This window comes from Chloracidobacterium sp. (assembly GCA_015075585.1).
Lineage (GTDB): Bacteria > Acidobacteriota > Blastocatellia > Pyrinomonadales > Pyrinomonadaceae > OLB17.
Window position 1 is genome coordinate 1800305 of the sequence record JABTUB010000001.1, and the last position, 26257, is coordinate 1826561.

Consider the following 26257-nt stretch of genomic DNA (forward strand, 5'->3'; position numbering starts at 1 on the left):
TTCAAATTTTGCAATCACGCATTGCCCGGAATTTTACAACAACAAATTGCAGAGTCAAGCGATCCCGGTCGAAAATACACTCGAAAATCCTACAACATCAGATCGCCGTTTTCGTTCAGTTCCCAAAAGTCCCTGTCAGGTTCCGCATTGACCGCGAAAATGTCACTCCTTCTGATCGAACCTTCGGCCTGCCCCTAATCTTATTTAGAGACCAATTCGGATTTGTGGTGCTCCGTAATTCTTATCAGTGTGCGAAGAGCTTCATTAACAGCATCGGAATCCGGAAATATCCGAGCCACGTCCACATCTAACCTGATCTGATTCATCAGTTTACGCCCTTCTCCCACTCGTCGAACTTTGTATTCCGTGAAATCAATTTCCGGTTCAATATCTTCAATCATAGTTTCCATGCTCATATTCACGTCGCTCCTTCGGCGTCATAAGCCTTGCATTAATAATTCTAACCTTGTTTTCTCGTTCTGTGAATGAAATAACAAGAAGACGATTTTGTTCCGACTCACCGATCATATAGAACCGCTTTTCTTCAAGAGAGTGTTTATGATCGATGAGCTCAATATTAAAATAGTCTTGCCAAACGGTCATTGCTTCTTCAAATGTGACACCGTGCTTTTTGAAATTGACGGCCGCTTTGTTTTCGTCCCAATCAAATTCCATTTATTTCAACCTCGCTCCGATCTCGACGTCTTCGAGGAAGGTTGCGAGAGCCGGATTGGGGCCGGAGTTGTCTTCGAGCGAGGCGGCACAGATCATTCCTTGGGATTCGAGTCCGCGCATCTTACGCGGTTTTAGATTCGCGACGACGACGACCTTGCGGCCGACGAGTTTTTCGGGTTCGTAATATTCGGCGAGGCCCGCGAGTATTTGCCGCGGCTTTTCTTCGCCGAGGTCTATCTCAAAACGCAGGAGTTTGTCCGCGTTCGGGATACGTTCGGCGACCTTTATCTCGCCGACGCGCAACTCAACCTTCAGGAAATCATCGATGGTGATGAAATTATCTATTATCTCGACAGGCTGTGCGGAGCCAACTAACTGGCCGCCCACTGACGCAGGCGGTTCTGACTTGATCTCATTCATAATCTTTGTTTTATCCAACCTCGGGAAAATGCCCGCAACTTCTCCGACCGCAGTATCCTTAAGGAGGCCGCCCCATTTAAGTCCCGCAGGATCGATCTTTGAGACGTCATCGGCAAGCCCAAGCTGTTCATAAATCTTACGCGACGAATCCGGCATCACAGGATGAATCAGCACGGCCAGCCAGCGAATGGCCTCCGCCGAGCGATAGAGGACGGCGTTCAGCAATTCGGCCTGCACATCATCTTTTGCCAAATTCCAAGGTTTAGCGTCCGAGATCATCTTATCGACGTGTGCGATGACGGACCAAACAGTTTCGAGTGCCCGGCTGAGGTCAAAGCTATCGAACCGCTTCAGATATTCATCGCGTGCATCGCTAAGCAGCGACTGCAGTTTACTGTCATCAATATCGATTCCTGCGTCTTTGGCCGCCTCTCTCCCATTCGCCGAGATCGTGCCGTCCGGTATCATTCCGCCGCAATACTTTACGATCATCGACAACGTGCGGCTCACGAGATTGCCGATGCCGCTCGCAAGGTCGGCGTTCGCACGGTCGATCAAATTCTCGTATCCGAACTTGCCATCCTGCCCGAAGACCATCTCACGAAGAGCAAAGTATCGAACCGCATCCACCTGAAAGTATTTGTGCAGCACATCGACCTCGATAACATTGCCCAAGGTCTTACCCATCTTCCGTCCCCGCGCGTCGAGCCACATTCCGTGCGCAAAGACCGTCTGCGGTATCGCAAGGCCGGCGGCATTGAGGAACGAGAACCAATAAACCGTATGGAACCGCAAAATATCCTTTCCGACAATGTGCGAGACGTTCGTCCAATACTTCTCCATTGCGTCAGGAACGGCATTAGCATTGCCGTACCCAAGTGCGGTGATATAATTCGACAGAGCGTCGAGCCAAACATACATTACATGTTCGTCATCATCCGGAACCGGAATGCCCCAAGCGACCGATCTCTTCTGTCGGCTTATCGAAAGATCCTGAAGGCCTTGGCCAATGAAAGCAAGCACCTCATTCCTGCGGGCCTCGGGCCGTACCAGTTCCGGTTTGCGGCCGATCAGCTCGCTCAGGAACTCTTCGTAGTCGGAAAGCCTGAAGAAATAGCTCTCTTCGGCAACCTTTTCCAACGTACGTTCATGGATCAGGCAGAAAGGAACGTCAGAGCCGTCGGGTGTGAACATCCCATCCTCGGTCTTGAACTCGGCACACGGAGCGCAGAACCATCCTTCATAAAAACCTTTGTAGATAGTGTCGTTGCCCTTGGGCGTCTTATTCTTAGCGATCTCACGCCAAAAGTGCTGCGAGCCTTGATAATGGAACGGCTCAGAGGTTCGCATGAAAATGTCATAGCCGCCGTGCACGCCATCAAGCCCAAAGTCCGCGAACATTCGCTTGAGCTCACTTGAGATCAGATCGACCTGTTCCTTCGGCGAGCGTTGATGTGTTTCGGCGGCACGCTGTATATTGATGCCGTGTTCGTCGGTGCCTGTGAGAAAGAATGTATCGAACCCGCGTTGCCGCTTGTAACGGCGGATCGTGTCGGCAACCATTGTCGTATAAAGATGACCAAGGTGCGGCAGGCTGTTCGCGTAATAGATCGGAGTTGTAATGTAAAACGTTTCCGGCATTAAGAAATATCTTTTAAGGTTAAACTTTTGACGTCGTACTCGCTGAAGACCCTATCGTCCGAAATGATCGTCATATCCTCAACCATTGCTTGCGTTATCAGAAGGCGATCGAAAGGGTCTTGATGTTTCTGAGGAAGTGAATGAACCCTTGTAACATGACACAGGTCAATGCGAAGATGCCGATATCCGGATTGCCGGACTCGGTCGGCAAAAAAGATCTCAGGGATCTCCGGAAGCTTCAGCTTTCCCAAACCGTATTTGATCGCCGCTTCCCATGCAGAAGCATCCGATAAATAAAGATGCTTTGAATCAGTGTCCTCTAAAAATGCCCTCGCGTTCGACGAAATGCTGCTCCGGCCCGAGAGAAACCATAGAAATACCTGCGTATCAACCAAATATTTCATTCGCCTTTGCACCGAGTCTCATCAGGAAATATTTTCGGGTCGCTCATGAGTTCAAGGATATCTTCCGGCAGTTCATTGAAATCATCTGCCATCCATATCTTCCCTTTGTCCATTCCGAACCGGCTTTTTTCTTCACTCTCAACCGGGATCAAGCGTACCTTTGGTTTGCCGGCCTTGGCAATGACAACTTCCTGGCCGCTCAAGGCAAGTTCGATCAACTTACTTAGCTGCGATTTCGCTTCATGTATGTTGACAGTTGTCATATCTTTACCGCGTCCACAGCATATTGTCATATTCTTAGCTAATTAGGTCAATGACATTAGCTAAGTCATCTGAATCGCAGCTTATCCGCAGTTGAAAACTCGTCAGCGGCATTATAACGCGGCATTTTAGGTGCGTTCGCGATCTTGATGCCGAATGCCAAAGCGAATTCGGCTTCTTGTATCATCGCCGAAGTGTCCCACCACTCGAAATATTCATCCGACGGCTGATGATAGTGCTTCGCCACATAATCGCGTCCGAAAGCCTCCGCTTCGGCGGTCGGCTTTTCAATAAATCCAGAACCGTGTTCGAAGTTGACCGCAGGAACTCCGACCTTCGCAAAAGGAAAATGATCCGAGCGGAAGAACAGCCCCTGCTCCGGGCTTGGATCTGCTTGAAGCTCAAGGCCTCGTTCTCTTGCCGCATCGTTGATCTGCGCGATGATCGACGATCGGTCGGCTCCGAGAGGTATGAAGTCGCGAACCTTACCGAAGAAATTCACGCCATCCAGATTGATATTTGCTGCGGTTTTAATCAACGGAACCAGCGGATGAGAAACATAATACTCCGCTCCGAGAAGCCCTTGCTCCTCGGCGGTCGTGAATAAAAAGAGAAAAGACCTCTTCGGCCGCTGTTTGACAGGCGTCTTCGCCAAAACCTCCGCGATGCCGAGCATGGCCGCGACGCCGGATGCATTGTCATACGCTCCGTTATAGATCCTATCGCCCGCGCTGTCCGGTTCGCCGATACCAAGGTGATCGTAGTGCCCCGAGAAGATAACGAACTCGCGTTTCAGTGTCCGGTCACTTCCTTCGACAATGCCCACAACATTCGGTGAACTGATCCGTTTGACCTCGCTCTTGATGTCGATAGACGCCGTCAGCCCTGTCTCGACCGGTCTGAAATCGCGGTGCTTTGCTTGATTTTGTAGCTCTTTTAGATCGAGCCCTGCTGACGACAGAAGCCGCGTCGCGGCAGCCTCGCTGATCCACGCACGCATTTTCAAGAATGGCTTCCTGTCATCCGGCTCCCGAAGTATCTCGTATCGCCAACCGCCGTTCGAAGCGCGTACAACATTCCAGCCGTAGCCTGCGGAACTGTTCGTATGCACAAGGAGGACGCCGGCAGCACCATGCCGTGCGGCTTCCTCAAGCTTGTAAGTCCAGCGGCCAAAATAAGTTAGGGCTTTACCTCCGAAAAGGTCAGGCTCATCTGCCGTCGCCGGCGGATCGTTGACCAATATCACCAAGATCTTGCCCTTATACTGATCGACCGCACCTTTGTAGTCGTGCCATTTGTATAACGGAGCGTCGATACCGTAACCCATGAATACGATTTCCGCGTTCACGGAAACTTCGCCTATCTGGGCCTCGGTCGATGCAACAAGATCATCACCGAACTTGAATTCTGACTCTTCGCCGCCCGCAGATCCTTTAACCAAAAGTCGAGTATCCGGATCGGCTTTCAGACCGATCAACCCAACCTCTTGAAAGTAACTGCCTTTATTTGCAGCTTTTACACCTGTCGCCCTAAGGTTCTGCTCGATGAATTTGGCAGCGCGGTCACCGCCCTCGGTTCCCGGTCCGCGCCCCTGAAATTCGTCGGAAGAAAGGGTCTTTACCCTCTCTCTCATTCTCGAACTATCAAACTTAGATGTCAGGTCCTGAGCAGCGACGCTGACAACAAGCAAAAAGACAGTGATAAACCACTTGAATGATCTATACATAACTTATTCTTACAGCCTAGGTTAGCCCTTTATCAGCGCCATCGCTTCGGCTCTTGTTCTCGGGTCCTTTCGGAATCCGCCCAAAACGGCTGAGGTTATTGTCTTGGATCCCGGCTTCTTAACTCCGCGAAGCGTCATACAGGTATGTTCAGCCTCGATAACGACCATCACGCCGACAGGAGCGAGTTCATCGAAAAGTGTTTTCGCGATCTGCTGGGTAAGCCGTTCCTGTACCTGCAGTCGGCGGGCAAAGACCTCGGCGATCCGAGCTAATTTTGAAAGCCCAACAATACGGCCGTCCTTCGGAATGTACGCGATGTGGCACTTCCCCGTGAACGGGGCAAGGTGATGCTCGCAGATCGACGAGATCGAGATATCCTTCACGAGCACCATTTCGTCGTGCGAATCGCCCGGCAACGGCACGATGAATTCGCTCGGATCGACCCACATGCCTTCCGTCAATTCGGCATAAAACTCTGCGACTCGTTCCGGCGTCCGCTTCAAACCGTCTCGGTCAGGGTCTTCACCGATGCCTTCAAGCATCAACCGAACACCGTCTGCGATCTTCTTTAGATCAACCTTCTTAACATTCTTTCTTGCCATATCGAATAGTTGAGTTTAGCGGTTTTGACGGCAAATCGCTATAATTAGCGTTCATTTTACTAGGCTTTTTTTGACAATGACCATCACAGAGATACAAGAGATACTTCAAAAGACCGTGAAGGCCGCTGCGTGGGAGGCGTTCAATATCGATCTCGCAACCGTGGCTGTTGAAACGCCGCCGAATGCGAGCCTTGGCGATGCAGCATTCCCCGCGGCATTCGAGATAGCAAAGATCGTCAAGCAGCAGACCGGCGAAAAGCAAAATCCGCGAGCAATCGCCGAAACGCTGAAGGCCGCGATCGACGGCCTCTCTATGATCGGCCATACAGAGATCGCCGGTCCGGGCTATTTGAACGTTTTCTTCGACCGTGCGTCTTTCCTTACCGAAAATGCCGATGCTGCACCATTGGCAGATATCGGCAGGAACTCGGCAAAGGTCTGTATCGAGCATACGTCGGTCAACCCGAATAAGGCTGCTCACATCGGGCACGTACGAAATTCAGTACTCGGCGACACCTTCCGACGCATTCTAACCGCGACGGGAAAGCAGGTTGAAGTGCAAAACTATATTGATAACACGGGCGTGCAGGTCGCAGATGTAGTGGTCGGTTTTATGTACATCGAGGATCGCGACCTCGATGCAATAAAGGCGCTCGATGCTGAACTAAAGGCCGCCGGAAAGTCATTCGACTACTACTGCTGGGATCTTTATGCGAAGGTCGGTCAAGCCTATCTTGAGGACGAAGAATTGAAGGCAAAGCGGGCCGAGGTACTTCACCTGATCGAAGAAGGGGGCAATGCGACCGCCGATCTTGCCGACTATGTGGCAACGCGCAATGTTGAGTGCATTCTCGACACAATGGAACGCCTCTCGATACGATATGACCTGCTGCCGCGCGAGAGCGAGATCCTGCACCTGCACTTCTGGGATAAAGCTTTTGAACAGATGAAGCAGCTCGGCGTGATCTATTTTGTAGAGGACGGCAAGCAGAAAGGCTGTTGGGTGATGCCTTTTGAAGAGCACGCCGGAACGGATGAGCACGAAACAGACAAGATCCTTGTAAGGTCAAACGGCACAGTTACTTACACCGGTAAGGACATTGCCTATCAGATGTGGAAGCTGGGCATTTTAGGCCTTGATTTCAACTACCGGCGATTTTTCCGTTATGCAGACGGCAAAGAGGTTTGGATCACGACAAGCATACCGCCGGCAAACAACAAAGATGCGGGCTCACCGCCCGATTTCGGCGGCGGCGAATCGATCTACAACGTCATAGACACGCGGCAATCTTACCCGCAAGAGATCGTAAAAAAGGGCGTTGCGGCGATCTCGCCCGAACGCGGCGAAAAGGCGAGCGTACATCTCGCATACGAAATGGTGGCTCTTTCGCCGGCTGCAGCGGAGCAGCTCGGGTTTGAGCTTTCGGACGACGACCGCAAGCGGACATTTATCGAGATGAGCGGCCGCAAAGGACTCGGTGTAAAAGCTGACGACCTGATCGACCGGCTCGAAGCCAACGCGCTCAAAGAGGTAGATCTGCGGAATCCCGAAGACTCTCTCGCTGTGAAAGAGCATATCGCGCATCAGATCGCGGTCGGCGCATTGCGTTACTTTCTGCTCAAGTTCACGCGAAACACCGTCATCGTCTTTGACTTTGACGAAGCCCTTTCATTTGACGGTGAGACCGGTGCTTTCTGCCAATATTCGGCGGTCCGAGCGAACTCTATCTTCCGCAAACTTGCCGCAGAAGGCGGGTATAAAGGGCTTACCGGCCTCAGCCGCGAACAATTGGACGGTGTTCTGTCCGGCGATCCGGAAACTGATGTTTGGGCGCTATTGGTGCTGGCGTGTCGGCTTGATGAGACAGTTCGGCAGGCTGCAAAGGCGGCTGAACCGGCGATCTTGGCAAAATATACCTTCAATCTCGCCAAAGCGTTCAATTCATTCTATCGCGATCATAAGATCGTTTCGGAACCTGACGCCGCAAAGCGAGAGGTCTTGATCGCTGTTGCCGACGCGGCGAGGCGTTCATTAACGGCCTCACTCAACACGTTGGGCATTGATGTGCCGGAGAAGATGTAAAATCCGGCAAGCGGTTCCAAACTTTGTACTTGCCGATCACGCGGTGCTAAAATCTCATTGTCCGAAACCGGATAGATTTTGCGGAATTATAAAAAAGGAGCTGAACAATGGACGAAGTATTGGAGCTTGAAGCGGAAGAGACATTTGGGTCTTCGGAAGACGTGGAGAACGAATTCAGTTTTGGCGGCGATGGTGACGGAAGCGACGGTGACGATGACGAAGCGTCAGACAGCGACGGAACCGACGGCGATGATGACGACGCTGACGGCGACGGCTCGGACGGCGACGGCACGGACGGCGACGGCTCTGACGGCGACGGCACGGACGGTGACGGATCCGACGGAGAGGACGACTCTGACGGCGACGGAACCGATGGAGACGACGACAATGATTCAGACGGGACAGACTAGCCCGCAGGAAATACGACAAACGGCTCCAACTACTCTCGAGGAGTTGTTGGAGCCATTTTCTTTATCGGATTTTTTTGATCTCTTTGGTGAGAATTTCATATACGTGCCGGGCGTCGAAGGAAAGTTTTCAGGCCTCTTTCCCTGGGAGGTGTTGAATACGGTTCTGCGGCAGCACCGGCTTCATCATCCGCGACTGCGCGTCTTTCGCAACGGCGAACTTGTCCCGTCATCGAAGTACCTTAAGACCAATACGGGCCGCAAATCACGTTCGACCGTTTCGCGTATGATGCCCGCAGAATTGATCTCGCAGCTGCAGAAAGGCGCGACGCTTGTCGTCGATGCGGTCGATGAACTCTATGATCCGCTCACCGATCTGGCCGCCGCTCTTGAGCTTGTCTTCAAAGAGCACATTCAAGTCAATCTCTACGCCGGATGGCATACTTCGCCGGGATTCAATGTTCATTGGGACGATCACGATGTTCTGATCTTGCAGCTTTCAGGACGAAAGGCGTGGGCCGTATATGGCGAGACCAGAAAGCACCCTCTCGCAAATGATGTCGTCAAGGATAAAACGCCGCCCGAGAAGCCGATATGGGAAGCAACTATCTCCGACGGCGACCTGCTTTATCTGCCGCGCGGGTTTTGGCACGTAGCGACGCCTCTTGACGAGCCGTCATTGCACCTGACGTTCGGGATACCCAACCGCACGGGAGTTGATCTGTTCACTTGGTTCGCCCGCCAATTGAGAAATGAGGAGATATTTCGCAAAGACCTGCCAAAATTCAAGAGTGATGAGGATCGAAAGGCTCATTATGAACACCTTTTCGACACGGCGAAACAAAGGTTCACGGACGATCTTATCGCCGAGTACTGGACCGAACACGACGGTAACGCTTCGCCGCGTATTAGACTGAATTTGCCGGACATAGCGTCAAAAAATTACATTGACAACCTGCTCGATCGGTCATTCATACTCGCAACGCCAAGGAAACTAAAGGTCGCAACGAACGGCAATTCACTGATGATAAAAGCGAACAAGAAAGAATTTCGCTTCCCCGTTGAGGCTCGTGCTGTGCTCGAAACGCTGGACCATCGAAAACCCACGTCAATGGCAGACCTCGTCGAGGCAGCGGCCGGCACTATTGATGCGACCGGCGTTTCATCATTACTGAAAAAGCTCCTCACCGACGGCATCATCACGGCCCTACCGCCGGCAAAATAGCGTCAAGCAAACGATGACAGCCTCGCCATACTTCTGTTCCCTTACGTCCCGCCTTGCCGAAGAAGCTTGTTTCGGCACCGGTGTAACCGCCGATATTTGGCTGCTCGTCGAGTGTCCGGAAGCGTGGGAACGTGATGCCGTTAAAGGAAGTTCATTACCGAGCGAGGTCAAAGCGCATCTGAATTCGCTCGCCAAAGCGTCGAAAAGGATCCGCGTTCTCCTCATAAAACGCGATCCCAGAACGGACCCGCCGTATCATATCTTCGTTGCCTTTACGAAGGAGAAAGAACAGCGTATCGCAAGCCTGCTGGTCAATGATCACCGAGAACTTCTCACCTTAAGTTCCGACGGCTTGCTGAACGATAAGATCGAGATCGAATATGAGGAATTCCGCTCGCCGCTGTTTCTCGTATGCACGCACGGAAAGCATGATAAGTGCTGTGCAAAGTATGGCTTTGCGACCTACAAGCTTATGCACGATGCTGACCCCGGAAGTGTCTGGCAAACGTCGCACATTGGCGGAGACCGCTTTGCAAGCAACGTGATCAGCTTTCCCACAGGCGTTTATTACGGCCATGTTGACGATGCGGCCGCCCTCTTTATAATTGCGGCTGAGCAGCGCGGCGACATTTTCCTTGAAAATTATCGCGGCCGCACATGCTATGGCCGCTACAGTCAGGTCGGCGAGTATTTCATCCGGCGCGAGAGCGGCATACGTGCTTCCGATGCCCTGCTCCGCCGTTCCGCAAAGGCAGATCGCGAAAAGGCGCTCTGGACGGTACAATTCTCGTCCGCAGATATGCGACGCCGCTACATTGTGACATTTGAAGTTCGCCGTTCGGATCGGAAGGCATTTTTGACGTGTCATGCATCCGAGGAGCGATCGCCGGTCGAGTATCATTTGATCGAGTATCGCGAACTTGAAGAAAAAGCGTCTTTGGACGATTGACTTGCGGCTTGGTTTTTCGGTTTAATTGACAGCAATGGGAACGAACGTCCGATTCAGCAACGCGGGTCTGCTCACATGGTGGTGGCGGATACTCGCGCGTCCGGACGGAAACTAGCATAGGAATACAAAAGTATTTTCGTAATGACGCCGCCTGAGATTTATCTTTTCAGCGGCGTTTTTGTTTTTTTGGATATTGATCGATGACACCAACCGGCCGAAAAAAACTTGTAACAGCCGTGGACACAATGGCGGCCGACCTCCTGACACCGCTTGCCGTGTATCTGATACTCTCAGCTAAGAGCGAACGTTCCTTCTTGCTCGAATCCGTTGAAGGCGGTAAAGCGCTCGCTCGTTATTCATTCATTGGCTCTGAACCCGAGAGTGTGGCCGCAGGCGGCAAGGAAGCGTTCGAGCAAGTGCGGGCTCAAGTAGAAGAATACTTCGTCGAAGCCGCTGCCGATCTTCCTTCATTCATCGGCGGGGCTATCGGCTATCTCGGATTTGACGCCTGCGAGTGGTTCGATCAAGGAATTAAGCCCGCCGAAACTGACGGTGAATGTGCGTTCATGTTCTATCGGACGGTTGTGGCGTTCGACCACGCAAGACAGTTGATCAAGATCATCTCGCTTGCCGAAGAAGGTGATATCGATGCCGCAGAACAAAGAAATTCAAAAGTACGCGAGGCACTGCTCTCGGCCGGCCTTTCGGCCGCCGCGCTCGCACCCAACGCAGCGGCAGCCGATGATGTCCCGCGGATAACATCGAATTGGGCACGTCATGACCTTGAGGCGGCCGTTGAAGCGGTAAAAGAAATGATCCTTGCGGGCGAATGTTATCAAGTCGTTCTTTCGCAGTGCTTTACACGCCCAACGACCGCTGATGCGGTCAGTATTTATCGCGCATTACGTTCAATAAACCCATCGCCGTATATGTTCCTTCTCGATCTCGGCGATAAGCAGATCATCGGAGCCTCGCCCGAAATGCTTCTACGAGTTACCGGTCGAAAGATAGAATATCGGCCCATCGCCGGCACTCGCCGCCGCGGTGCTTCTGCCGATGAGGACGCACGCCTTGCCGAAGAAATGCGGAAGGACCCGAAAGAGGTCTCAGAGCACATGATGCTTGTCGATCTCGGTCGCAACGATCTGGGCCGCGTCTCTGAGTACGGCTCGGTCTCCGTCGATTCTCTAATGCATGTAGAAAAATATTCGCACGTTCAGCATTTGGTAAGTTCGGTTTCGGCAACGCTCCGTAACGGCCTCGACCGTTTCGATGCACTTGCAGCCTGCTTTCCGGCCGGAACCGTCTCCGGAGCTCCGAAGGTACGTTCGATCGAGATAATTCGTGAGCTTGAGCCTGATCGGCGCGGCGTCTATGCAGGCACGGTCGGATACTTCGACCATTCGGGAAATCTTGATGCTTGCATCGCCATACGCACTGTAGTGCTGCAGAATGGCGTAGCACGCATCCAGGCCGGAGCCGGGATCGTCGCGGATTCAGTCCCGTCGTCGGAATACGAAGAAACAGTCAATAAGGCAAAAGGCATCTTACGGGCAATAGACATTGCGGAGGGCCGGCAATGAACGAGGCCATACGTCATTACACAAATGAATTCCGAGCCGGCCGTGATGTCTCGCCGTATGATGCGGAGACGCTCTTCGACGCCTTGATAAACGAGACCGAGATTTCCCGCACGGCCGCACTTTTAACGGCGTGGGCGGCAAAAGGGGCGACGGAGGACGAGATCTTTCGTTTTGCGCGAATACTTCGCGACCGCGTAAAAAGAATTGACACGAATGGGCTTGCGTGCGTCGATATCGTCGGGACCGGCGGCAGTTCGGCAAAGACCTTCAACGTATCGACGGCCGCCGCTTTGGTCGCTGCAGGAGCGGGACTGCCGGTTGCAAAGCACGGCAATCGGGCGGCCACAAGCAGTTCCGGAAGTGCTGACGTGTTGACGCATTTGGGTGTCGAAGTTGATATTGAACCTGCCAAAGCAGAAGAACATCTAAAGATGCATGGTATCTGCTTTATGTTCGCTCCGCGTCATCATTCGCTGTCGCCGGCGTTGGCAGAGGCCAGAAAACAAGTGGGCAAGCCGACCATCTTCAACTGCATCGGCCCTTTGGCAAATCCTGCCTTTGCTGAACACCAGCTTATCGGTGTATGGAATTCTCGCCTTTTGACACCGATGGCGAAAGCCTTGGCACGGCTCGGAACTAAGCGTTCGTGGATCATCAACAATGCCGACACGCTTGATGAAATAGGACTTGATGTAAAAACGGACGTTATGCAGATCCACAACAAAGGCATTTCAAAAACAACGGTGGATGCCCGCGAATACGGTAAAGAAGCCATTGCGGGCAACGGCTTACGGTATGACCCTGCACAAAGCGCCGCACTAATTGAGGAGATCTTGAACTCCCGCACCGCAAACGCAGCCGCTGAGAAACTTGTCATGATAAACGCGGCGGCCGCGATCTCTTTGGTTACAGGCGAGGCTCTTTCCGACTCTATGCAGCGTGCCGAAGAAAGCATACGTTCAAAAGCCGCACTGCGAAAATTGGACGCGCTGAGGAGCAGCAAATGAATTCAACCTTCCTCAATAAGGTCATCGACGAGACGAGGGCAAAGGTCGCTCGGGTCAAAAGCGGTCATTATTCGGAAAAACTTCGCCGAAAGGCTCAGCACGCGGCATTAGATCGAAAGAGCCACCGATTTCGCACCGCATTGGCCGGCAAAGGTCGGACCAATATAATCGCTGAGATCAAACGCGCGTCACCCTCAAAAGGAGTGATAAACGCCTCGATCGACGTTGCCGCGAGGGCCTTAAGTTATGAACGCGGCGGAGCAGCGGCTGTTTCAGTGCTGACCGAACCGCAGCACTTCGGCGGCTCGATCGACGACATCGTAAAGGCGCGAACGGCTATCCGCGTACCGATCCTTCGCAAGGACTTTATCGTGGACGAGTTTCAGATACTCGAAGCCGCGGCCGCAGGTGCCGATGCTGTACTCCTTATCGCAGCAGCACTTGACGACAGAGAATTGCTGCGGCTGCGCCAATTTGCCGAGAACGAGTTCGGCCTCGATGCTCTCGTAGAGATACATGATGAATATGAACTCGAACGCGCTGTTGACGCGGATTCGATGATCATCGGCGTGAATAATCGCAACCTGAAGTCGCTTGACGTTTCTCTTGATGTCGCTCGCAGACTCGGCGTGATGAAACCCGATGGCGTGATCTTCGTCGCCGAAAGCGGTATTTCCATGCGGCACGAGATCGACGAGCTTCACGGTCTCGGCTATGACGCATTTCTGATCGGCGAAGCACTGATGAAAAGCGGCGATCCGGCCGGCAAATTGGAGGAATTTGGTGCATAAACCTCATCTTCGGTACCGAAAACAGACGCCGTGTGAACGCACGTGGATGATCCACCTGATCGCCGTCGAAAAGGTCCTGCGCGCAACCGTCGCCGTCATTCTCACATTCAAGCTTCTGTCGCTCCTCGGTCGTGATGTACATAGATGGGCTGTCGAGTTTGCCGTCCGCCACGGTATCGATCAAGCGAACCGCTATGTTCAGGCCGTTCTCGCACGGCTCATAGGTGTAGGCAATACCGAGATATACGAATTGAGCGCCGCGGCGTTCTGCTACGCCGGCCTGCTCTATCTCGAAGGCGTCGGCCTGTGGCTGCAAAAGCGTTGGGCAGAATACCTGACGGCATCAGCGACCGCTTTGTTCATTCCTGTAGAATTCTATGAGTTGTACGAACACTTTACTATGACCCGCATAGCGATACTTTCGATAAATATCTTTGTCGTTTGGTATCTGATAACGCGGCTTCGGGATGAAAAGAAGGAGGCGGCCGTTGACTAAGATCAAGATCTGCGGGATCACGAACGTTGATGACGCCATCTTCGCGGCCGGTTGCGGTGCGGACGTACTCGGCCTGAATTTTTACAGTGTAAGCCCGAGGTATCTCGAACCGGAGATCGCAAAGCAGATCGTTCAGAAGATTCGCCCGCTTGCCGAGAACGTGCGTTTTGCAGGCGTCTTTGTAAATGAAGAACCGGATGAGATCCGACGCATCGCCGATGAGGTCGGCCTTGACCTCATTCAGCTGCACGGCGACGAGCAGCCGCCCCAAGCGGCCTCTGTCTCGAAGATGTGCAACGCCGGTGTTATAAAGGCGATCCGCAAACCGGATCAAATGAATGAAGCGTTCCTTGGTCGTTTCGATTGCACCGCATTCCTACTCGACGGCTTCTCGCCGATCGAATACGGAGGCACCGGCCGGGCCGTCGATCGAACGACCGCGGTTGAACTCGTTGCCAAGGGTTACACGATATACCTTGCAGGCGGCCTTACACCGGAAAATGCGGCGGAGGCCATTCGAGACGTTCGCCCGTTCGCGGTCGATGTTGCCAGCGGTGTTGAGATTTCTCCCGGCAAGAAAGACCGGAAAAAGATCGAGGCGTTCATCACCGCGGTCAGAAAGGTTGGCCGAGTCTAAGCAGAGTGGGTATTCAAAGATGAACTACGAGCCGAATGAAAATGGTTTTTGGGGCGAATACGGAGGGCGCTTTGTGCCGGAGACGCTTGTCGCGCCGATCGATGAATTGACGGAAGCATTCTTTGCACACCGCGATGATGCTCAATTTCAGGCTGAATTTAGAGATCTCCTTCTGAATTATGTCGGCCGGCCTTCACCGCTATATTTTGCAAACCGGCTTACTGAGAAGCTCGGCGGCGCGCGAATATATCTCAAACGCGAGGATCTGAACCATACGGGCGCTCATAAGATAAACAATTGCATCGGTCAGATCCTGCTCGCAAGACGAATGGGCAAACGCCGCATTATTGCGGAAACGGGTGCCGGGCAGCACGGCGTGGCAACGGCTACCGTGTGTGCCTTGTTCGGCCTTGAATGCGTGATCTACATGGGCACAGAAGATATGCGGCGGCAGGAAGCTAATGTCTTTCGTATGAAGCTGTTAGGTGCCGATGTTAAAGGTGTTGCTTTAGGTTCGTGCACTCTCAAAGATGCGATAAATGAGGCATTACGAGACTGGGTCTCGAACATCAGTTCGAGCTACTACCTTCTTGGCTCCGCTCTGGGGCCGCATCCGTATCCGCTAATGGTGCGTGAATTCCAGAGCGTCATCGGACGCGAAGCCCGCGAGCAGATACTTGAACACGAAGGGCGGCTGCCCGACCTGTTGGCAGCCTGCGTCGGCGGCGGATCGAATGCGATCGGGCTTTTCCATCGGTTCCTCAGCGATACAGACGTGCGAATGGTAGGCGTTGAGGCAGGCGGCCGCGGTAAAGGCCTTGGCGATCATGCTGCACGATTCCTCTCAGACACGGGCGTCGGTATTCTCCATGGTACAAAAAGTTATCTCCTTCAGGACGACAATGGGCAGGTTGCTGCAACGCATTCGATCTCTGCAGGACTTGATTATGCATCGATCGGGCCGGAGCACGCATTTCTGCATGACACCGGGCGAATAGAGTACGTTTCAGTGTCGGATACTGATGCCCTCGCGGCATTCGATCTGTTGTGCAAGACCGAAGGCATCATTCCGGCTCTTGAGTCCTCACACGCCGTCGCCTACGCGGTTCGGGCCGCGCCGTCCCTGGATCGGGACCGGATAATGATAGTGAATCTGTCAGGCCGCGGCGATAAAGATATGAACACTGTGCGCGAAGCTTTTGGCAACGGGACTGAGGATGACTAAGCTCTTGCAAAGATTCAATGCACTGCGGGACGTGGGGCGCAAGGGATTTATCCCGTTTGTCACGGCGGGCGACCCCGATCTGCGCACTTCGACCGATATTTGTGTAACTTTGGCAGAAAGCGGTGCCGACGTGATCGAGTTGGGCGTTCCTTTCAGCGATCCGATCGCCGACGGGCCGACCATTCAGCGTTCTTCGGCGCGGGCACTTGCTAACGGAACATCGCTTCGTGACGTATTGAAGCTCTCATCCGAGGTCAAACGCCGGACCGACGTGCCGCTCGTACTGTTCAGTTATTTCAATCCGGTCTTCAAATTCGGTATTGAGAATTTCGTTCAGGCAGCCGCCGATTCGGGAATTGACGCACTACTCTTGACCGATGTTGTTGACGCAGAAGCACTTACGATCTCGGAAATGCTTCTAACGTCCGGCATTGACCTCATTTCGCTTATCGCTCCGACGACTAACGAAGCGCGCATTGCCGACATCTGTTCGACGGCAAGAGGATTTATTTACGCAGTCTCGCGTGCCGGCGTGACCGGCGTCGGCGACAATGCCGCTGAGCAGGCTCAAAGGCTTGTAGAAAGGATCCGGCCGCATACGGTACTTCCTATTGCTGTGGGTTTCGGGCTTTCAACTTCCGATCAGATAAAGCGGGTTTGGGAATATGCTGATGCCGCAGTCGTCGGCTCGGCTATCGTCAGTGTCATCGAAAGCTCAGAGCCGGACAATGCTGTCGAGAACGTTGCAGAGTTCGTTCGCGGCATTCTTCCTGCGGTTGCAAAACGAACCTTGTGAACATAGAGTTGTAATTTTAGATATTGTTGAGCTTATAGAACTATGCTTATAGTAATGAGGCCGGACGCGACGACGGGCGACCTCCAAAAAGTCCTTGATACGGTCGAAGCACTCGGCTTTCGCGCGCATGCGATGCCGGGCGAGAACCGTACCGCTGTCGGCGTTACCGGTAATCGCGGCTCCATCGATCCTGTCCATTTTGAGAATCTTCCGGGTGTCGCCGAGGCGATCCGTGTAACAAAGCCATACAAGCTAATATCGAAGGAACTGCGGCCCGAACGCTCTGTCGTAAAGGTCGGCAATTCATCCATTGGCGGGCCTGAGCTTGCTATCATAGCCGGGCCCTGTGCCGTTGAGGATCGTGAGCGTCTTTTTACGGCCGCGGAAGCGGTTGCCGCAAGCGGTGCAAAGTTCTTTCGCGGCGGAGCTTTCAAGCCGCGTACCTCGCCCTACGCCTTCCAAGGCCTCGGTGTTGACGGACTGAAAATGCTTGCCGAGGTACGCGAGCAGTACGGCCTCAATATTGTTACCGAGGCGATGGACGAACGAGGAATTGACGCGGTGGAAGAGTACGGCGACTGCATACAGATCGGCGCGAGGAATATGCAGAATTTCTCGCTGCTAAAGTACGCGGGACGTGCGAAAAAGCCGATCCTGCTGAAACGCGGGCTTTCGGCCACTCTCGACGAACTGCTGCTCGCCGCTGAATACATTATGGCCGAGGGCAATTACAACGTGATCCTGTGCGAACGCGGCATTCGTACTTTTGCCGATCACGCACGTAACACGATCGACCTGTCGGTCGTGCCGGCCGTGCATAAGCTCACGCATCTGCCGATAATTGTCGATCCGTCGCATGGGACAGGCCACAACTATATGGTTGCTCCGCTCGCGCGTGCGGGCATTGCGGTCGGTGCAGACGGCCTTATCATCGAGGTGCATCCTCGTCCTGAAGAAGCACTTTGCGATGGCGCACAGGCATTGACGATCGAACAATACATTGACCTTTACCAACAGGTAACTGCGATCAACGAACTGTTGGCCGAACCGGTGCCGACCGTGGCAGCGGCGTGATCGAGAACAAATGAAAAGTCCGTACACTCCTGATCAAGGAATGTACGGATCTTTTTGGCAGCTCCCGGCGCCTTTTGCCTATTTCGCCGGATGCGGCCGAAGTATGAAATAAAACTGAAGGTAGCAGCTGACCATCGCGGCGGGGATCAGAAGCGTCATCGGCAGATACTCGAGCGGCCCCTGAAGCGAATATCCCGCCGCGACGCCCGCCAGAAGAACCAAGCTTCTCACGCCAAGCCACCTCAGGAATCTGCCGGGTTCCCATGCGTGCAGAAAGAACGGCAGCACCATCACCATCAGTGTCGTCACCGTAAGCAAAAGCATCTCGATCGAAACACTCACGGCCGAAACGCCGATCTCGGCTGCCAGCAGAAAAAGAACGATCGTCGTATCGACGGTGGTACCGCCCGGATATGTGTTGGTGCTCTCGTGATCCATTACTTTACCTTAAGTCTATGTTCTCGATCCTTCATTGGCGTCGAATTATCCGATCTGCTGAACTGCTGGTATGCAACGCGGAATAACTCTGCAAGGGCCTCTGCCGTTTCGGCTGAGAGCTTAGGATCAGCCCTCAAATGTGCCTCAACGATCTCAGGCGTGGCTTCGTGCGGATAATACACAACGGGTTCGACGCCGCTTTCCGACACCGGCTTCATTATCCGATCGACCGGCATATTCAGCCACTGCGAAAGACGCGCAATATTATCGGCATCGGGACGCCCGGTACCATTTTCGATACGGGACAGCGTCGATGCAGAAACGCCTGTTTGGTCGGCAGCGTCACGAAGGCTGAGCTTATGAGTTTCGCGATGCCGCTTGATCGCTTTCCCGAGCTCCAGCGTGCTCAAAAGGCTCTCATTCTTAAATGCCATATTCTCCTTTGGTCCTCCTGTGATCCGAGTGCCACAGATGCACTCCGCATTTCACAGATAAAACATAGCACAGTAATTTTTTGAATGCAACACTAAATTTCATACTTGCAACAAACAAATTCTCGTGATACAGTGTTTCATAGCTGCAACGCCGAAACCTTCGGCAGCCGCAGCGTTTGAAAGCAGAACACTGAGTCGCGTGACCTGTCCCGCGGCGTACAGGCTAAGGACAGTTCGCCGGTCGAAAGGCATACAGGAACCTTTCTTAAACGGTCGGCGGCCTGCCTTTTCAAATACACATTTGGAGATAAGGAAATGAAAGAGACATCGAACGACATCGCAACGAATGACAACGGCGCTCAGCAGAACAACGTGCTTACCTTCTCAACAAAATTGGAACGGCTCCGAGAGACGGTCGATCCGCATCTTGTCCGCCAGCGCACCGGCAGGCGTGACCGCAACGGTAACGTGCATATGGTCGAATACGTCGAATGGCACACGGTCGCTGACATCCTCGATGAATACGCGTCTGATTGGAGCCACAGTGTGAAGGACATTCGGGCTATCGGCGACATCATCACCGTTACGGTAGCGATCACGATCGACGGTATTACGCGTGAAGGTGTCGGCACCGGCAAGACTGCCAGCGAAACAGGTATCAAGAAGGCCGAACACGACGCTTTGAAGCGTGCGGCGGTCAAATTCGGTATTGCACGCGAGCTTTATAAGAAGGAATTTGACGAGCTGGATGACAATGCCGCCGTTGCGGCCGTTCCGGAGCAAAAGAGCAGCGATCCGCGAGCGTCCACGTTCGGTGATATGATCTCGGCGAAACAACTTGGGATGATCCACGCTACAGGACGCGAGCATGACGTCGATGTGGAGGCCGTGTGCAGGGAGAAATTCGGCTGTTCGATCAAGGAACTTTCAAAGCGTTCGGCGTCCTCGATGATCGATCATCTGCAGGTGATAGTGCGATCGGCTCCTGTTCGCCGTGCAAGTTAAGTGCTTTCGATGTGAAAGCACTTCGCAAGGTTTCGAGCTGTGCAACGCCCTTCAGCCTTTCCCCGTACAAAGGCGAAACGCTCCCGCTCACAGCCCGAAACCTTTCAGAATAAAGACGTTTCAGCTATCAGTTTTTCTTCGCGCCGTTAGTGTCGAACACTTCGATCTCATCGGCGTAGCTCTCGACCTGACTGATCATTTGGCTCGCATCACCGACGATAACGATGGCAGCTTCGTCAGGCCGGACGTATTTGCGGGCGGCATCGAGTATCTGATCATCGGTAACGGCCTCGACATTCGCTCGATAAGTTTGCAGATAGTCATCGGGCAGGCCGTAAAGGAACTGATTGACCAGCAGATTGGTCAATCCTTCCTGCGTTTCGACACGTATCGGGAAGACACCGGTGAGGAAGTTCTTGGCATCGGCGATCTCGTCGGCAGACGCTTTCGTTTCCCTTATGCGCTCGAATTCATAGAAGAATTCCCTCAGCGAATCGCCCGTAACAGAGCTTCGCACTTCGGCGGTTCCCTCGAAGCCGCCGGTCAATTTGCGTGCTTCGACCCGTGTATAGGCTCCGTATGTATAGCCTTTTTCCTCACGCAGATTCATAAAAACGCGTGACGAGGCGCCGGCTCCCAGCACTTGATTCATAACGAGCACCGCAAAGTAATCAGGGCTGCAGCGTTCGATCGCAGTGTTGGCAATGACGATATTCGACTGCGTTGAGCCGGGCCTGTCAACGATGGTGAGAGTGCGTTTCGAGCGTGCCGGCGGCGCGCTGAAGATATCGCCCGGTGCGCTTCCTTGCCGCCAGTTGCAGAAACGCTCATTGACCTCGGCGATGAACTGATCGCGTTCGACATCGCCGACCGCGATAAGGATCGCGTTATTCGGCACGAGCATTTTGCGGCGAAACTCAGCCATTGCATCGCGATCGAGTTTTTCAACATCGGCAGGGCTTGGCGCGATCTGCGAATACGGATGTTCACCATAGATCAGCCGTGCAGCTTGCTCTGATGCGAGGAACGGCGGCTGCGAACGCTGAAAGCGCAAGTGCTCAACGGTGTTCCTTCTGTAAAGGTCGAGTTCTGCTTCAGGAAATGTCGCCTGTTGAATGACCTCTGCGAGCAGTTCAAGGATGGATGAACTGTACAACGAAAGGGCCGACGCTGCGACAGTGAAAAAATCACCCGATGCAGCGGCGTGAAGCGATGCGCCAAGGCGTTCAACTTTATCGGCGAACTGTGCACTGTTGTAATTTTCGGTGCCCTCGGTGAGCATAGAAGCCATTGCCGACGTCATACCGCGGGAATCCGCCGGATCATTGACATCACCGAACGAAAAACCGAGACGATAATTTACGAGCGGAAGGCGTTTATTCTCAAAAACGACGACACGCAGGCCGTTATCGAGCGTTGTCTGCGAAGCTTTCGGCACATCGAACGGCGCGGCGGCAAGCGGCGCGGGCGCGAAGCGTTTCTCATCAATAGTCATATAAATTATGATGCCGGAACCACATCGAGCAGTGCCCGATTTTCGGTATTCAAGTAATGCGCGGCGGCCATTCGGATATCTTCTGCCGTTATGGCCAGCAGTTCTTCGAGTTCGGTGTTTATCAACGCCGCATTGCCGTCATACAATGCGAATTCCGCGATGGCCTGAGCCTTTGCCATCGAAGATTGGCGCATTCGCACGGCGTCATTTACGAGTTGATTCTCGATCTTTTCCATTTCTCCGTTGGTGGGGCCATTTATCGCGAGATCATTGATCTCGTGCATTATAGCTTCGCGGATCTTGCTGAGATCTTCGTCAGGTTTCGGGATGGCACCGACGAAAATGCTCGACGGCCCGCGTCTTTCATCCGTAAAACCGAAGAGCTGTATCACTGATTCGTCGCCCTTTACGAGTTTTTGAAAGAGCCGCGAACTTTCACCGTCATAAAGTATCTTTCCGGCGAGGTACAGTGCGTTAAATTCGTGAGTTCGCCTTTCCGGGATCTTCCAACCGATGAGAAAAGCGGGAAACGGTGCGAGTGCATCCTGCCATTCGCGGTAATTTTTGGCGACCTCAGCGGGTTCGCTCACATCAAGCGGCGGCGGCAGCGGCTGTGCGTCGATATCGCTAAAATATTTCTCTGCCAGACTCACGGCTTCGTCCTCATCAAACGCACCCGATATAGCGACAACGGCGTTATTCGGCGCGTAATAGATACGAAAGAATTCGCGCACGTCCTCTACTGAGGCCGCGTCGAGATGTTCCATCGAGCCGATCGTCGAATGTGCGTTCGCAAAGTTCTGATAGATCATCTCACTTATAAGATCGAAGATCTGTCCGTAAGGCTGATTGTCATAACGCAGCCTTTTCTCCTCCTTTACGGCCTCACGCTGGTTATCAAGATTCTCCTGCGTTACCGCAAGCGAACGCATCCTGTCGGATTCGAGCCAAAGTGCGAGCGGAAGCTGGCTTGCGGGGAGCGTTTCGTAATAATTTGTGCGTTCGGTCGAGGTCGTGCCGTTCATAGTGCCGCCCGCTTTCATCACATACTGAAAATGTCCGGCTTTCGGCACGTTCTCGCTTCCCTGAAACATCATATGTTCGAACAGATGTGCGAAGCCCGTCCTGTCAGGACGCTCATTGCGCGAACCCACGTTATAATAGACCGCGACCGAAACGACCGGTATCGCATTATCAGGGTTTAGGATCACCCGCAATCCGTTCTGCAACTTGTGTTCTTTTATCTCTAACGGCGGCAGAGAGAATGAATGTGGCATATTTTTGAAGCGCGGCTTCACAACCGCTGATCTGCACACAGATTATCGCATTTTGCTGCCGCGCGAAACAATTCACCGTATCGAAAGAGCCTTCTGCTCGCCGCGCACTCGAACGAATTATCCGCGCAATGGCGTGATGTGTTTATTCGGCGGCGTCAGTGCTTTGCGCATTGTCGCGTGCGATGGCATATAAGGCGGTCTTGACCTGAAAAGGCGTAAGATCGGGATATCCTTCGACGATACGCGCGACGATACCGGAAATATGCGGGCACGCAAAGCTGTTTCCGGTGAGCGTTTTGTAGCCGTTATCGAGCCAAGCCGTTCTTATATTCACGCCCGGAGCGGTAAGTTCGATAACTTCGCCGTAATGGAATCCGAATTTCAGAGGATCGGTCTCGGCACTCTTTATCACTGATATCAAAGAGGAAGAAAATACAGACGGAAAGCTTGGCTGCGGCAGATTATTCGCTGCCGCGACAACGACACAGCCGGCCTGATATGCCCTATCGAGCATATCGTGCAGCGGAGCGAAGAATTGCGGCTTCGTAGTCCCGAGTGAGAGGTTTATCACTTTGTAACGCTTCTTTATCGCATACTCGAGGCCCGCCAGGAATGCCTGTGCGTCGCCCAAACCTCCGGCCCCGAGTACCTTTATTGACGCGAAGTTCGCATGCGGTGCGATCCGCGCTGCTATCGCTGCACACGCGGTTCCGTGACCTGCACTGTCGCCGGCCGTCGATGGCTCGAATATTACGCGATTTCCGGCAATGCGTGCCTCTACCGACTCGATCACGCGTCCCGAAAGCTCCTGGTGCCGCGTATCTATGCCGCTGTCTATCACCGCAACGGTTACGCCGCGTCCCGTCGCCTGCCGCCAATCGTGCAGCGGCTTGAACTGCTGCGACATCGTCTGCATAAATTGCCGCTCTTCAGAACTCATCTCTCGTATCCGCGATATTCATCCCGCCAAAACCGTCCGTATGCCGCGCAACAGCCTCTAATATCTCACGACAAAGGCGACGTTCGGCTTCACCGCGATCTGCTATCTCGCGAATAAGCAGTGCAAGCTCCGCACGCTCGCGATGCGCCGCAGATCCGCGTATCTCATTCAGCCAACTTCGTATCGCCGCGAGATCAGTTTCATCCGTATCCGCAATAATGCGGCTGCTCAATCCGCGTAAAAGCACCGCAGCGTTGTATGCGTTGACAAGCGCCGCGGCAGCTTCAGCATAGATCACCGCAGTATCCATCTCTTCTGCAGAAAAAGGCTCGAACGGCGGCGCACCCGTACGATTTACGAATTCAAGGACGCCAATTATCTCATCACCGAATCGAAGCGGAACCGCAAGGAGCGTCTGCGTCGAGAAACCCGTACGTTTATCGACCTCAGCGTAGAATGACGTGTCTTCACCGACGTCCGAAACCGCAACAGGCTGGCCTGACATAAGCACAAAGCCTGCTATTCCCTTACCCGCAGGCACGTCCATCCCTATCAATTGATCTGCGACGCTTCCCGTCGCACATAAGAACCGCAGATCTCCCGTTTCACCTTCGCGCACAAGCACCGATGCGTCCGCCGAATGAAGTCGCGCCGCCGCCGACGTCAGTAATTCATCGATCGAAGCCGTGATCGGCTGCGTCAAAAGGTTCGCGAGGTCGATCGTCTCGATCAAGCGCCGCAGCCTTGCCGGTAATTCTTTGTTCACTTCGGACATACGCTGATTCTGAAGCAAAATGACTTTTGAATCAACCACATTCTTTTGCTGGAATTGCAAGCGTATTGCGAGTATCATCGCGTCATACGAACATTGAACCGGCGTGGCCGTAAGGTGCCGCTAACGCCACGCCGGTTGTTTTGAGATATTCGGCTGCAACGCGGCCATTGCCCTGTTCTTTGGTGAAGATGATGCCGTTTCGATCGTTTTTCGTCGCTCCGATCCTAGCTTGCGTGCTTGCGGCCGCGGCCCTTGCGCAGATACAGCATTCATCTAAGAGCGCGTCCGATCCTTTTCAACTTCGAACGGGAGTTTCATTCGCTGCATCGCCGTCATCCGAAGCTTCACCGGCCGCAGAAACAGGCGCGGCGCCGCGTATCGCGAACGAAATCTCGGATGCCGAAGAACTTATCCGTCGTTATCACGTTTTCGGAAGACGACTTTCCGCCGAAAAACTGACCGAATCAGCTCTGGAAGGAGCCCTCGGCACACTTGATCCGCATTCCGCCTTCTACAACGCTGCCGAGTGGAAAGAACTGCTCGATGAAGAGATGAGCGGCTATTCCGGTATCGGCGCATCGATCGCAAGCTACACGAAAGACGGTATCACAAGCACATTTATCCTAGCTGCTTTCAAAGGATCTGCGGCCGCGCGTGCTTCACTTCGTTACGGCGACCGCATACTCGCTGTTAACGGCGAAGACCTTTCGGAAAGCGCTGCAACAGACGTGCGAAACCATCTGCGCGGCCCTGACGGCACGACACTGGAACTCACCGTCGAACGCGCAGTTGACGGCAGCGTCGTTACAGTTGCACTAAAACGCTCGATCGTTCCGCAGCCGTCCGTGCCTGATGCTTATATGCTCCGCTCAGGCGTTGGTTACATCGCTCTGACGGAAGGATTCACATACACAACTGCAGATGAGTTCGGCGCAGCCTTTCGACGTTTGAAGCAGCAAGGGATGCGCTCGCTGGTTATTGACCTTCGCGGCAACGGCGGCGGTATTGTCGATCAATCAGTAAAGGTTGCGCAGACATTTTTGCCGGCCGGCGCCGTCATCGTAACCCAACGCGGCCGTACAAAACTCGATGACCGCGTCTGGCGCTCGAACAACGCGGCACCGGAACGCCTTCCGGTCGTGCTTCTTGTTGATGGTGACACTGCATCGGCTTCCGAGATCTTCGCGGGAGCGATGCAGGACCGCGATAGGGCCTTTATCGTCGGCGCAAAGACATTCGGCAAGGGATTGGTGCAAAGCGTGATCGAGTTGCCTTACGGAACAGGCCTTACACTCACATCCGCGCGTTATTTGACGCCGTCCGGACGCTCGATACAACGCGATTATTCGCATACAGGGCTTTATGATTATTACAATCACACAGGCCAGTCCGCCGCTATCGATCAGCCGCACGTAGAAGCCCGCACCTTGGGCAACCGAAAGGTGCTCGGCGGCGACGGAATACTGCCCGACGAGGTAATCGATGCGAAAGATCTTACCGATTCGCAGGCCGCGCTTCTCGACCCGATATTCTTTTTTGTAAAAGATGCGGTCAACGGCCGCGCAGACGATCCTTTGCTGTCGTCAACTCCGTTCGTTTCGGTTGCGGCTCCCGCACAAAAGCTTTATGCGGCGGATCGCGCGGCGCTGATCGCGGCTTTCTCGAAGTATTTGACGAAAAATAGGGTTTCAATGCCGAGTGACGTGGAACTGTCGGCGAATTGGGGCTTCATTGCAGATCGAATACGCTACAACCTCGAACTTTCGCGAAAAGGAACGGTTGCTGCCGATCGAATACTTCTGGAGAGCGATCCCGTTGCCGCAAAAGGCCTAGAACTACTGCCGCGTGCGGCCGAGATGGCCCGCATCGCGGCCGTGCACAAGTAACGGC

Annotated in this window: 27 protein-coding genes; 14 read left to right on the forward strand and 13 right to left on the reverse strand. The window is 53.5% G+C overall.

What is annotated here, in order from left to right:
• Positions 1-200: 200 nt before the first annotated feature.
• The 7 genes from HS105_08300 to folE form a co-directional block, all read right to left on the reverse strand.
• Positions 201-401, reverse strand: a complete 201-nt coding sequence (locus HS105_08300; GenBank protein ID MBE7516589.1) for a hypothetical protein — start codon at positions 399-401, stop codon at positions 201-203.
• Entirely contained in the window at positions 394-675 is a 282-nt protein-coding gene (locus tag HS105_08305; protein ID MBE7516590.1) for a BrnT family toxin, read from the reverse strand. The genes HS105_08300 and HS105_08305 overlap by 8 nt, the downstream gene beginning before the upstream one ends.
• Complete coding sequence (metG, locus tag HS105_08310; protein MBE7516591.1) at positions 676-2736, reverse strand: methionine--tRNA ligase; 2061 nt, start codon at positions 2734-2736, stop codon at positions 676-678.
• Entirely contained in the window at positions 2736-3140 is a 405-nt protein-coding gene (locus HS105_08315) for a type II toxin-antitoxin system VapC family toxin (GenBank protein ID MBE7516592.1), read from the reverse strand. Before HS105_08315 ends, metG begins: the two co-directional genes overlap by 1 nt.
• Entirely contained in the window at positions 3137-3403 is a 267-nt protein-coding gene (locus HS105_08320) for a type II toxin-antitoxin system prevent-host-death family antitoxin (protein MBE7516593.1), read from the reverse strand. Before HS105_08320 ends, HS105_08315 begins: the two co-directional genes overlap by 4 nt.
• A gap of 65 nt (positions 3404-3468) precedes the next feature.
• A complete protein-coding gene (locus HS105_08325; protein MBE7516594.1) occupies positions 3469-5127 on the reverse strand; it encodes a M28 family peptidase in 1659 nt (552 codons plus the stop codon).
• A 21-nt stretch (positions 5128-5148) separates the two neighbouring features.
• On the reverse strand, positions 5149-5730 hold the full coding sequence (gene folE, locus HS105_08330) for a GTP cyclohydrolase I FolE (GenBank protein MBE7516595.1): 582 nt from the start codon (positions 5728-5730) through the stop codon (positions 5149-5151).
• A gap of 76 nt (positions 5731-5806) precedes the next feature.
• Here folE and argS point away from each other — a divergent pair, with 76 nt between their 5' ends.
• From argS to aroF, 12 genes are all read left to right on the forward strand, one after another.
• Complete coding sequence (argS, locus tag HS105_08335; protein ID MBE7516596.1) at positions 5807-7813, forward strand: arginine--tRNA ligase; 2007 nt, start codon at positions 5807-5809, stop codon at positions 7811-7813.
• A gap of 107 nt (positions 7814-7920) precedes the next feature.
• Positions 7921-8223, forward strand: coding sequence for a hypothetical protein (locus HS105_08340; protein ID MBE7516597.1), 303 nt, complete (start codon positions 7921-7923; stop codon positions 8221-8223).
• A 46-nt stretch (positions 8224-8269) separates the two neighbouring features.
• Positions 8270-9445, forward strand: a complete 1176-nt coding sequence (locus tag HS105_08345) for a cupin (GenBank protein ID MBE7516598.1) — start codon at positions 8270-8272, stop codon at positions 9443-9445.
• Between the two features lie 13 nt (positions 9446-9458).
• Positions 9459-10394: a hypothetical protein gene (locus HS105_08350; GenBank protein MBE7516599.1), complete on the forward strand. Its 936-nt coding sequence runs from the start codon at positions 9459-9461 to the stop codon at positions 10392-10394.
• Between the two features lie 200 nt (positions 10395-10594).
• On the forward strand, positions 10595-11977 hold the full coding sequence (locus HS105_08355) for an anthranilate synthase component I family protein (GenBank protein ID MBE7516600.1): 1383 nt from the start codon (positions 10595-10597) through the stop codon (positions 11975-11977).
• Entirely contained in the window at positions 11974-12984 is a 1011-nt protein-coding gene (trpD, locus tag HS105_08360; protein ID MBE7516601.1) for an anthranilate phosphoribosyltransferase, read from the forward strand. The genes HS105_08355 and trpD overlap by 4 nt, the downstream gene beginning before the upstream one ends.
• Positions 12981-13775 carry an indole-3-glycerol phosphate synthase TrpC gene (trpC, locus tag HS105_08365; GenBank protein MBE7516602.1) on the forward strand — a complete coding sequence of 265 codons (795 nt, stop codon included), beginning with the start codon at positions 12981-12983 and terminating at the stop codon, positions 13773-13775. The genes trpD and trpC overlap by 4 nt, the downstream gene beginning before the upstream one ends.
• A 46-nt stretch (positions 13776-13821) precedes the next feature.
• A complete protein-coding gene (locus HS105_08370) occupies positions 13822-14271 on the forward strand; it encodes a DUF2127 domain-containing protein (protein ID MBE7516603.1) in 450 nt (149 codons plus the stop codon).
• A complete protein-coding gene (locus HS105_08375) occupies positions 14264-14908 on the forward strand; it encodes a phosphoribosylanthranilate isomerase (protein MBE7516604.1) in 645 nt (214 codons plus the stop codon). The genes HS105_08370 and HS105_08375 overlap by 8 nt, the downstream gene beginning before the upstream one ends.
• Positions 14909-14927: 19 nt before the next feature.
• Positions 14928-16133: a tryptophan synthase subunit beta gene (gene trpB / locus HS105_08380; protein MBE7516605.1), complete on the forward strand. Its 1206-nt coding sequence runs from the start codon at positions 14928-14930 to the stop codon at positions 16131-16133.
• Positions 16126-16929, forward strand: a complete 804-nt coding sequence (locus HS105_08385) for a tryptophan synthase subunit alpha (GenBank protein ID MBE7516606.1) — start codon at positions 16126-16128, stop codon at positions 16927-16929. Before trpB ends, HS105_08385 begins: the two co-directional genes overlap by 8 nt.
• A 42-nt stretch (positions 16930-16971) precedes the next feature.
• On the forward strand, positions 16972-18003 hold the full coding sequence (aroF, locus tag HS105_08390; protein ID MBE7516607.1) for a 3-deoxy-7-phosphoheptulonate synthase: 1032 nt from the start codon (positions 16972-16974) through the stop codon (positions 18001-18003).
• 78 nt (positions 18004-18081) lie between these two features.
• Here the strand turns inward: aroF and HS105_08395 are convergent, their stop codons facing one another.
• Positions 18082-18441: a hypothetical protein gene (locus tag HS105_08395; GenBank protein ID MBE7516608.1), complete on the reverse strand. Its 360-nt coding sequence runs from the start codon at positions 18439-18441 to the stop codon at positions 18082-18084.
• The gene (locus tag HS105_08400; GenBank protein MBE7516609.1) at positions 18441-18875 is read right to left on the reverse strand and encodes a helix-turn-helix transcriptional regulator; all 435 of its coding nucleotides are present in this window, start codon (positions 18873-18875) and stop codon (positions 18441-18443) included. Before HS105_08400 ends, HS105_08395 begins: the two co-directional genes overlap by 1 nt.
• Before the next feature lie 315 nt (positions 18876-19190).
• On the opposite strand from HS105_08400, the gene HS105_08405 reads away from it, so the two are divergent.
• Positions 19191-19880 (forward strand): hypothetical protein, encoded by a 690-nt coding sequence (locus tag HS105_08405; GenBank protein MBE7516610.1) that lies wholly within the window; start codon positions 19191-19193, stop codon positions 19878-19880.
• Positions 19881-20007: 127 nt separating this feature from the next.
• On the opposite strand, the gene HS105_08410 is transcribed toward HS105_08405, so the two are convergent.
• The 4 genes from HS105_08410 to HS105_08425 form a co-directional block, all read right to left on the reverse strand.
• A complete protein-coding gene (locus tag HS105_08410; GenBank protein ID MBE7516611.1) occupies positions 20008-21375 on the reverse strand; it encodes an insulinase family protein in 1368 nt (455 codons plus the stop codon).
• Between the two features lie 5 nt (positions 21376-21380).
• Positions 21381-22652 (reverse strand): insulinase family protein, encoded by a 1272-nt coding sequence (locus tag HS105_08415; protein MBE7516612.1) that lies wholly within the window; start codon positions 22650-22652, stop codon positions 21381-21383.
• 142 nt (positions 22653-22794) lie between these two features.
• On the reverse strand, positions 22795-23592 hold the full coding sequence (locus HS105_08420) for a S8 family serine peptidase (GenBank protein ID MBE7516613.1): 798 nt from the start codon (positions 23590-23592) through the stop codon (positions 22795-22797).
• Positions 23582-24406 carry a GAF domain-containing protein gene (locus tag HS105_08425; GenBank protein MBE7516614.1) on the reverse strand — a complete coding sequence of 275 codons (825 nt, stop codon included), beginning with the start codon at positions 24404-24406 and terminating at the stop codon, positions 23582-23584. The genes HS105_08420 and HS105_08425 overlap by 11 nt, the downstream gene beginning before the upstream one ends.
• Positions 24407-24558: 152 nt before the next feature.
• On the opposite strand from HS105_08425, the gene HS105_08430 reads away from it, so the two are divergent.
• Positions 24559-26253 (forward strand): S41 family peptidase, encoded by a 1695-nt coding sequence (locus tag HS105_08430; protein MBE7516615.1) that lies wholly within the window; start codon positions 24559-24561, stop codon positions 26251-26253.
• Positions 26254-26257: the final 4 nt, after the last annotated feature.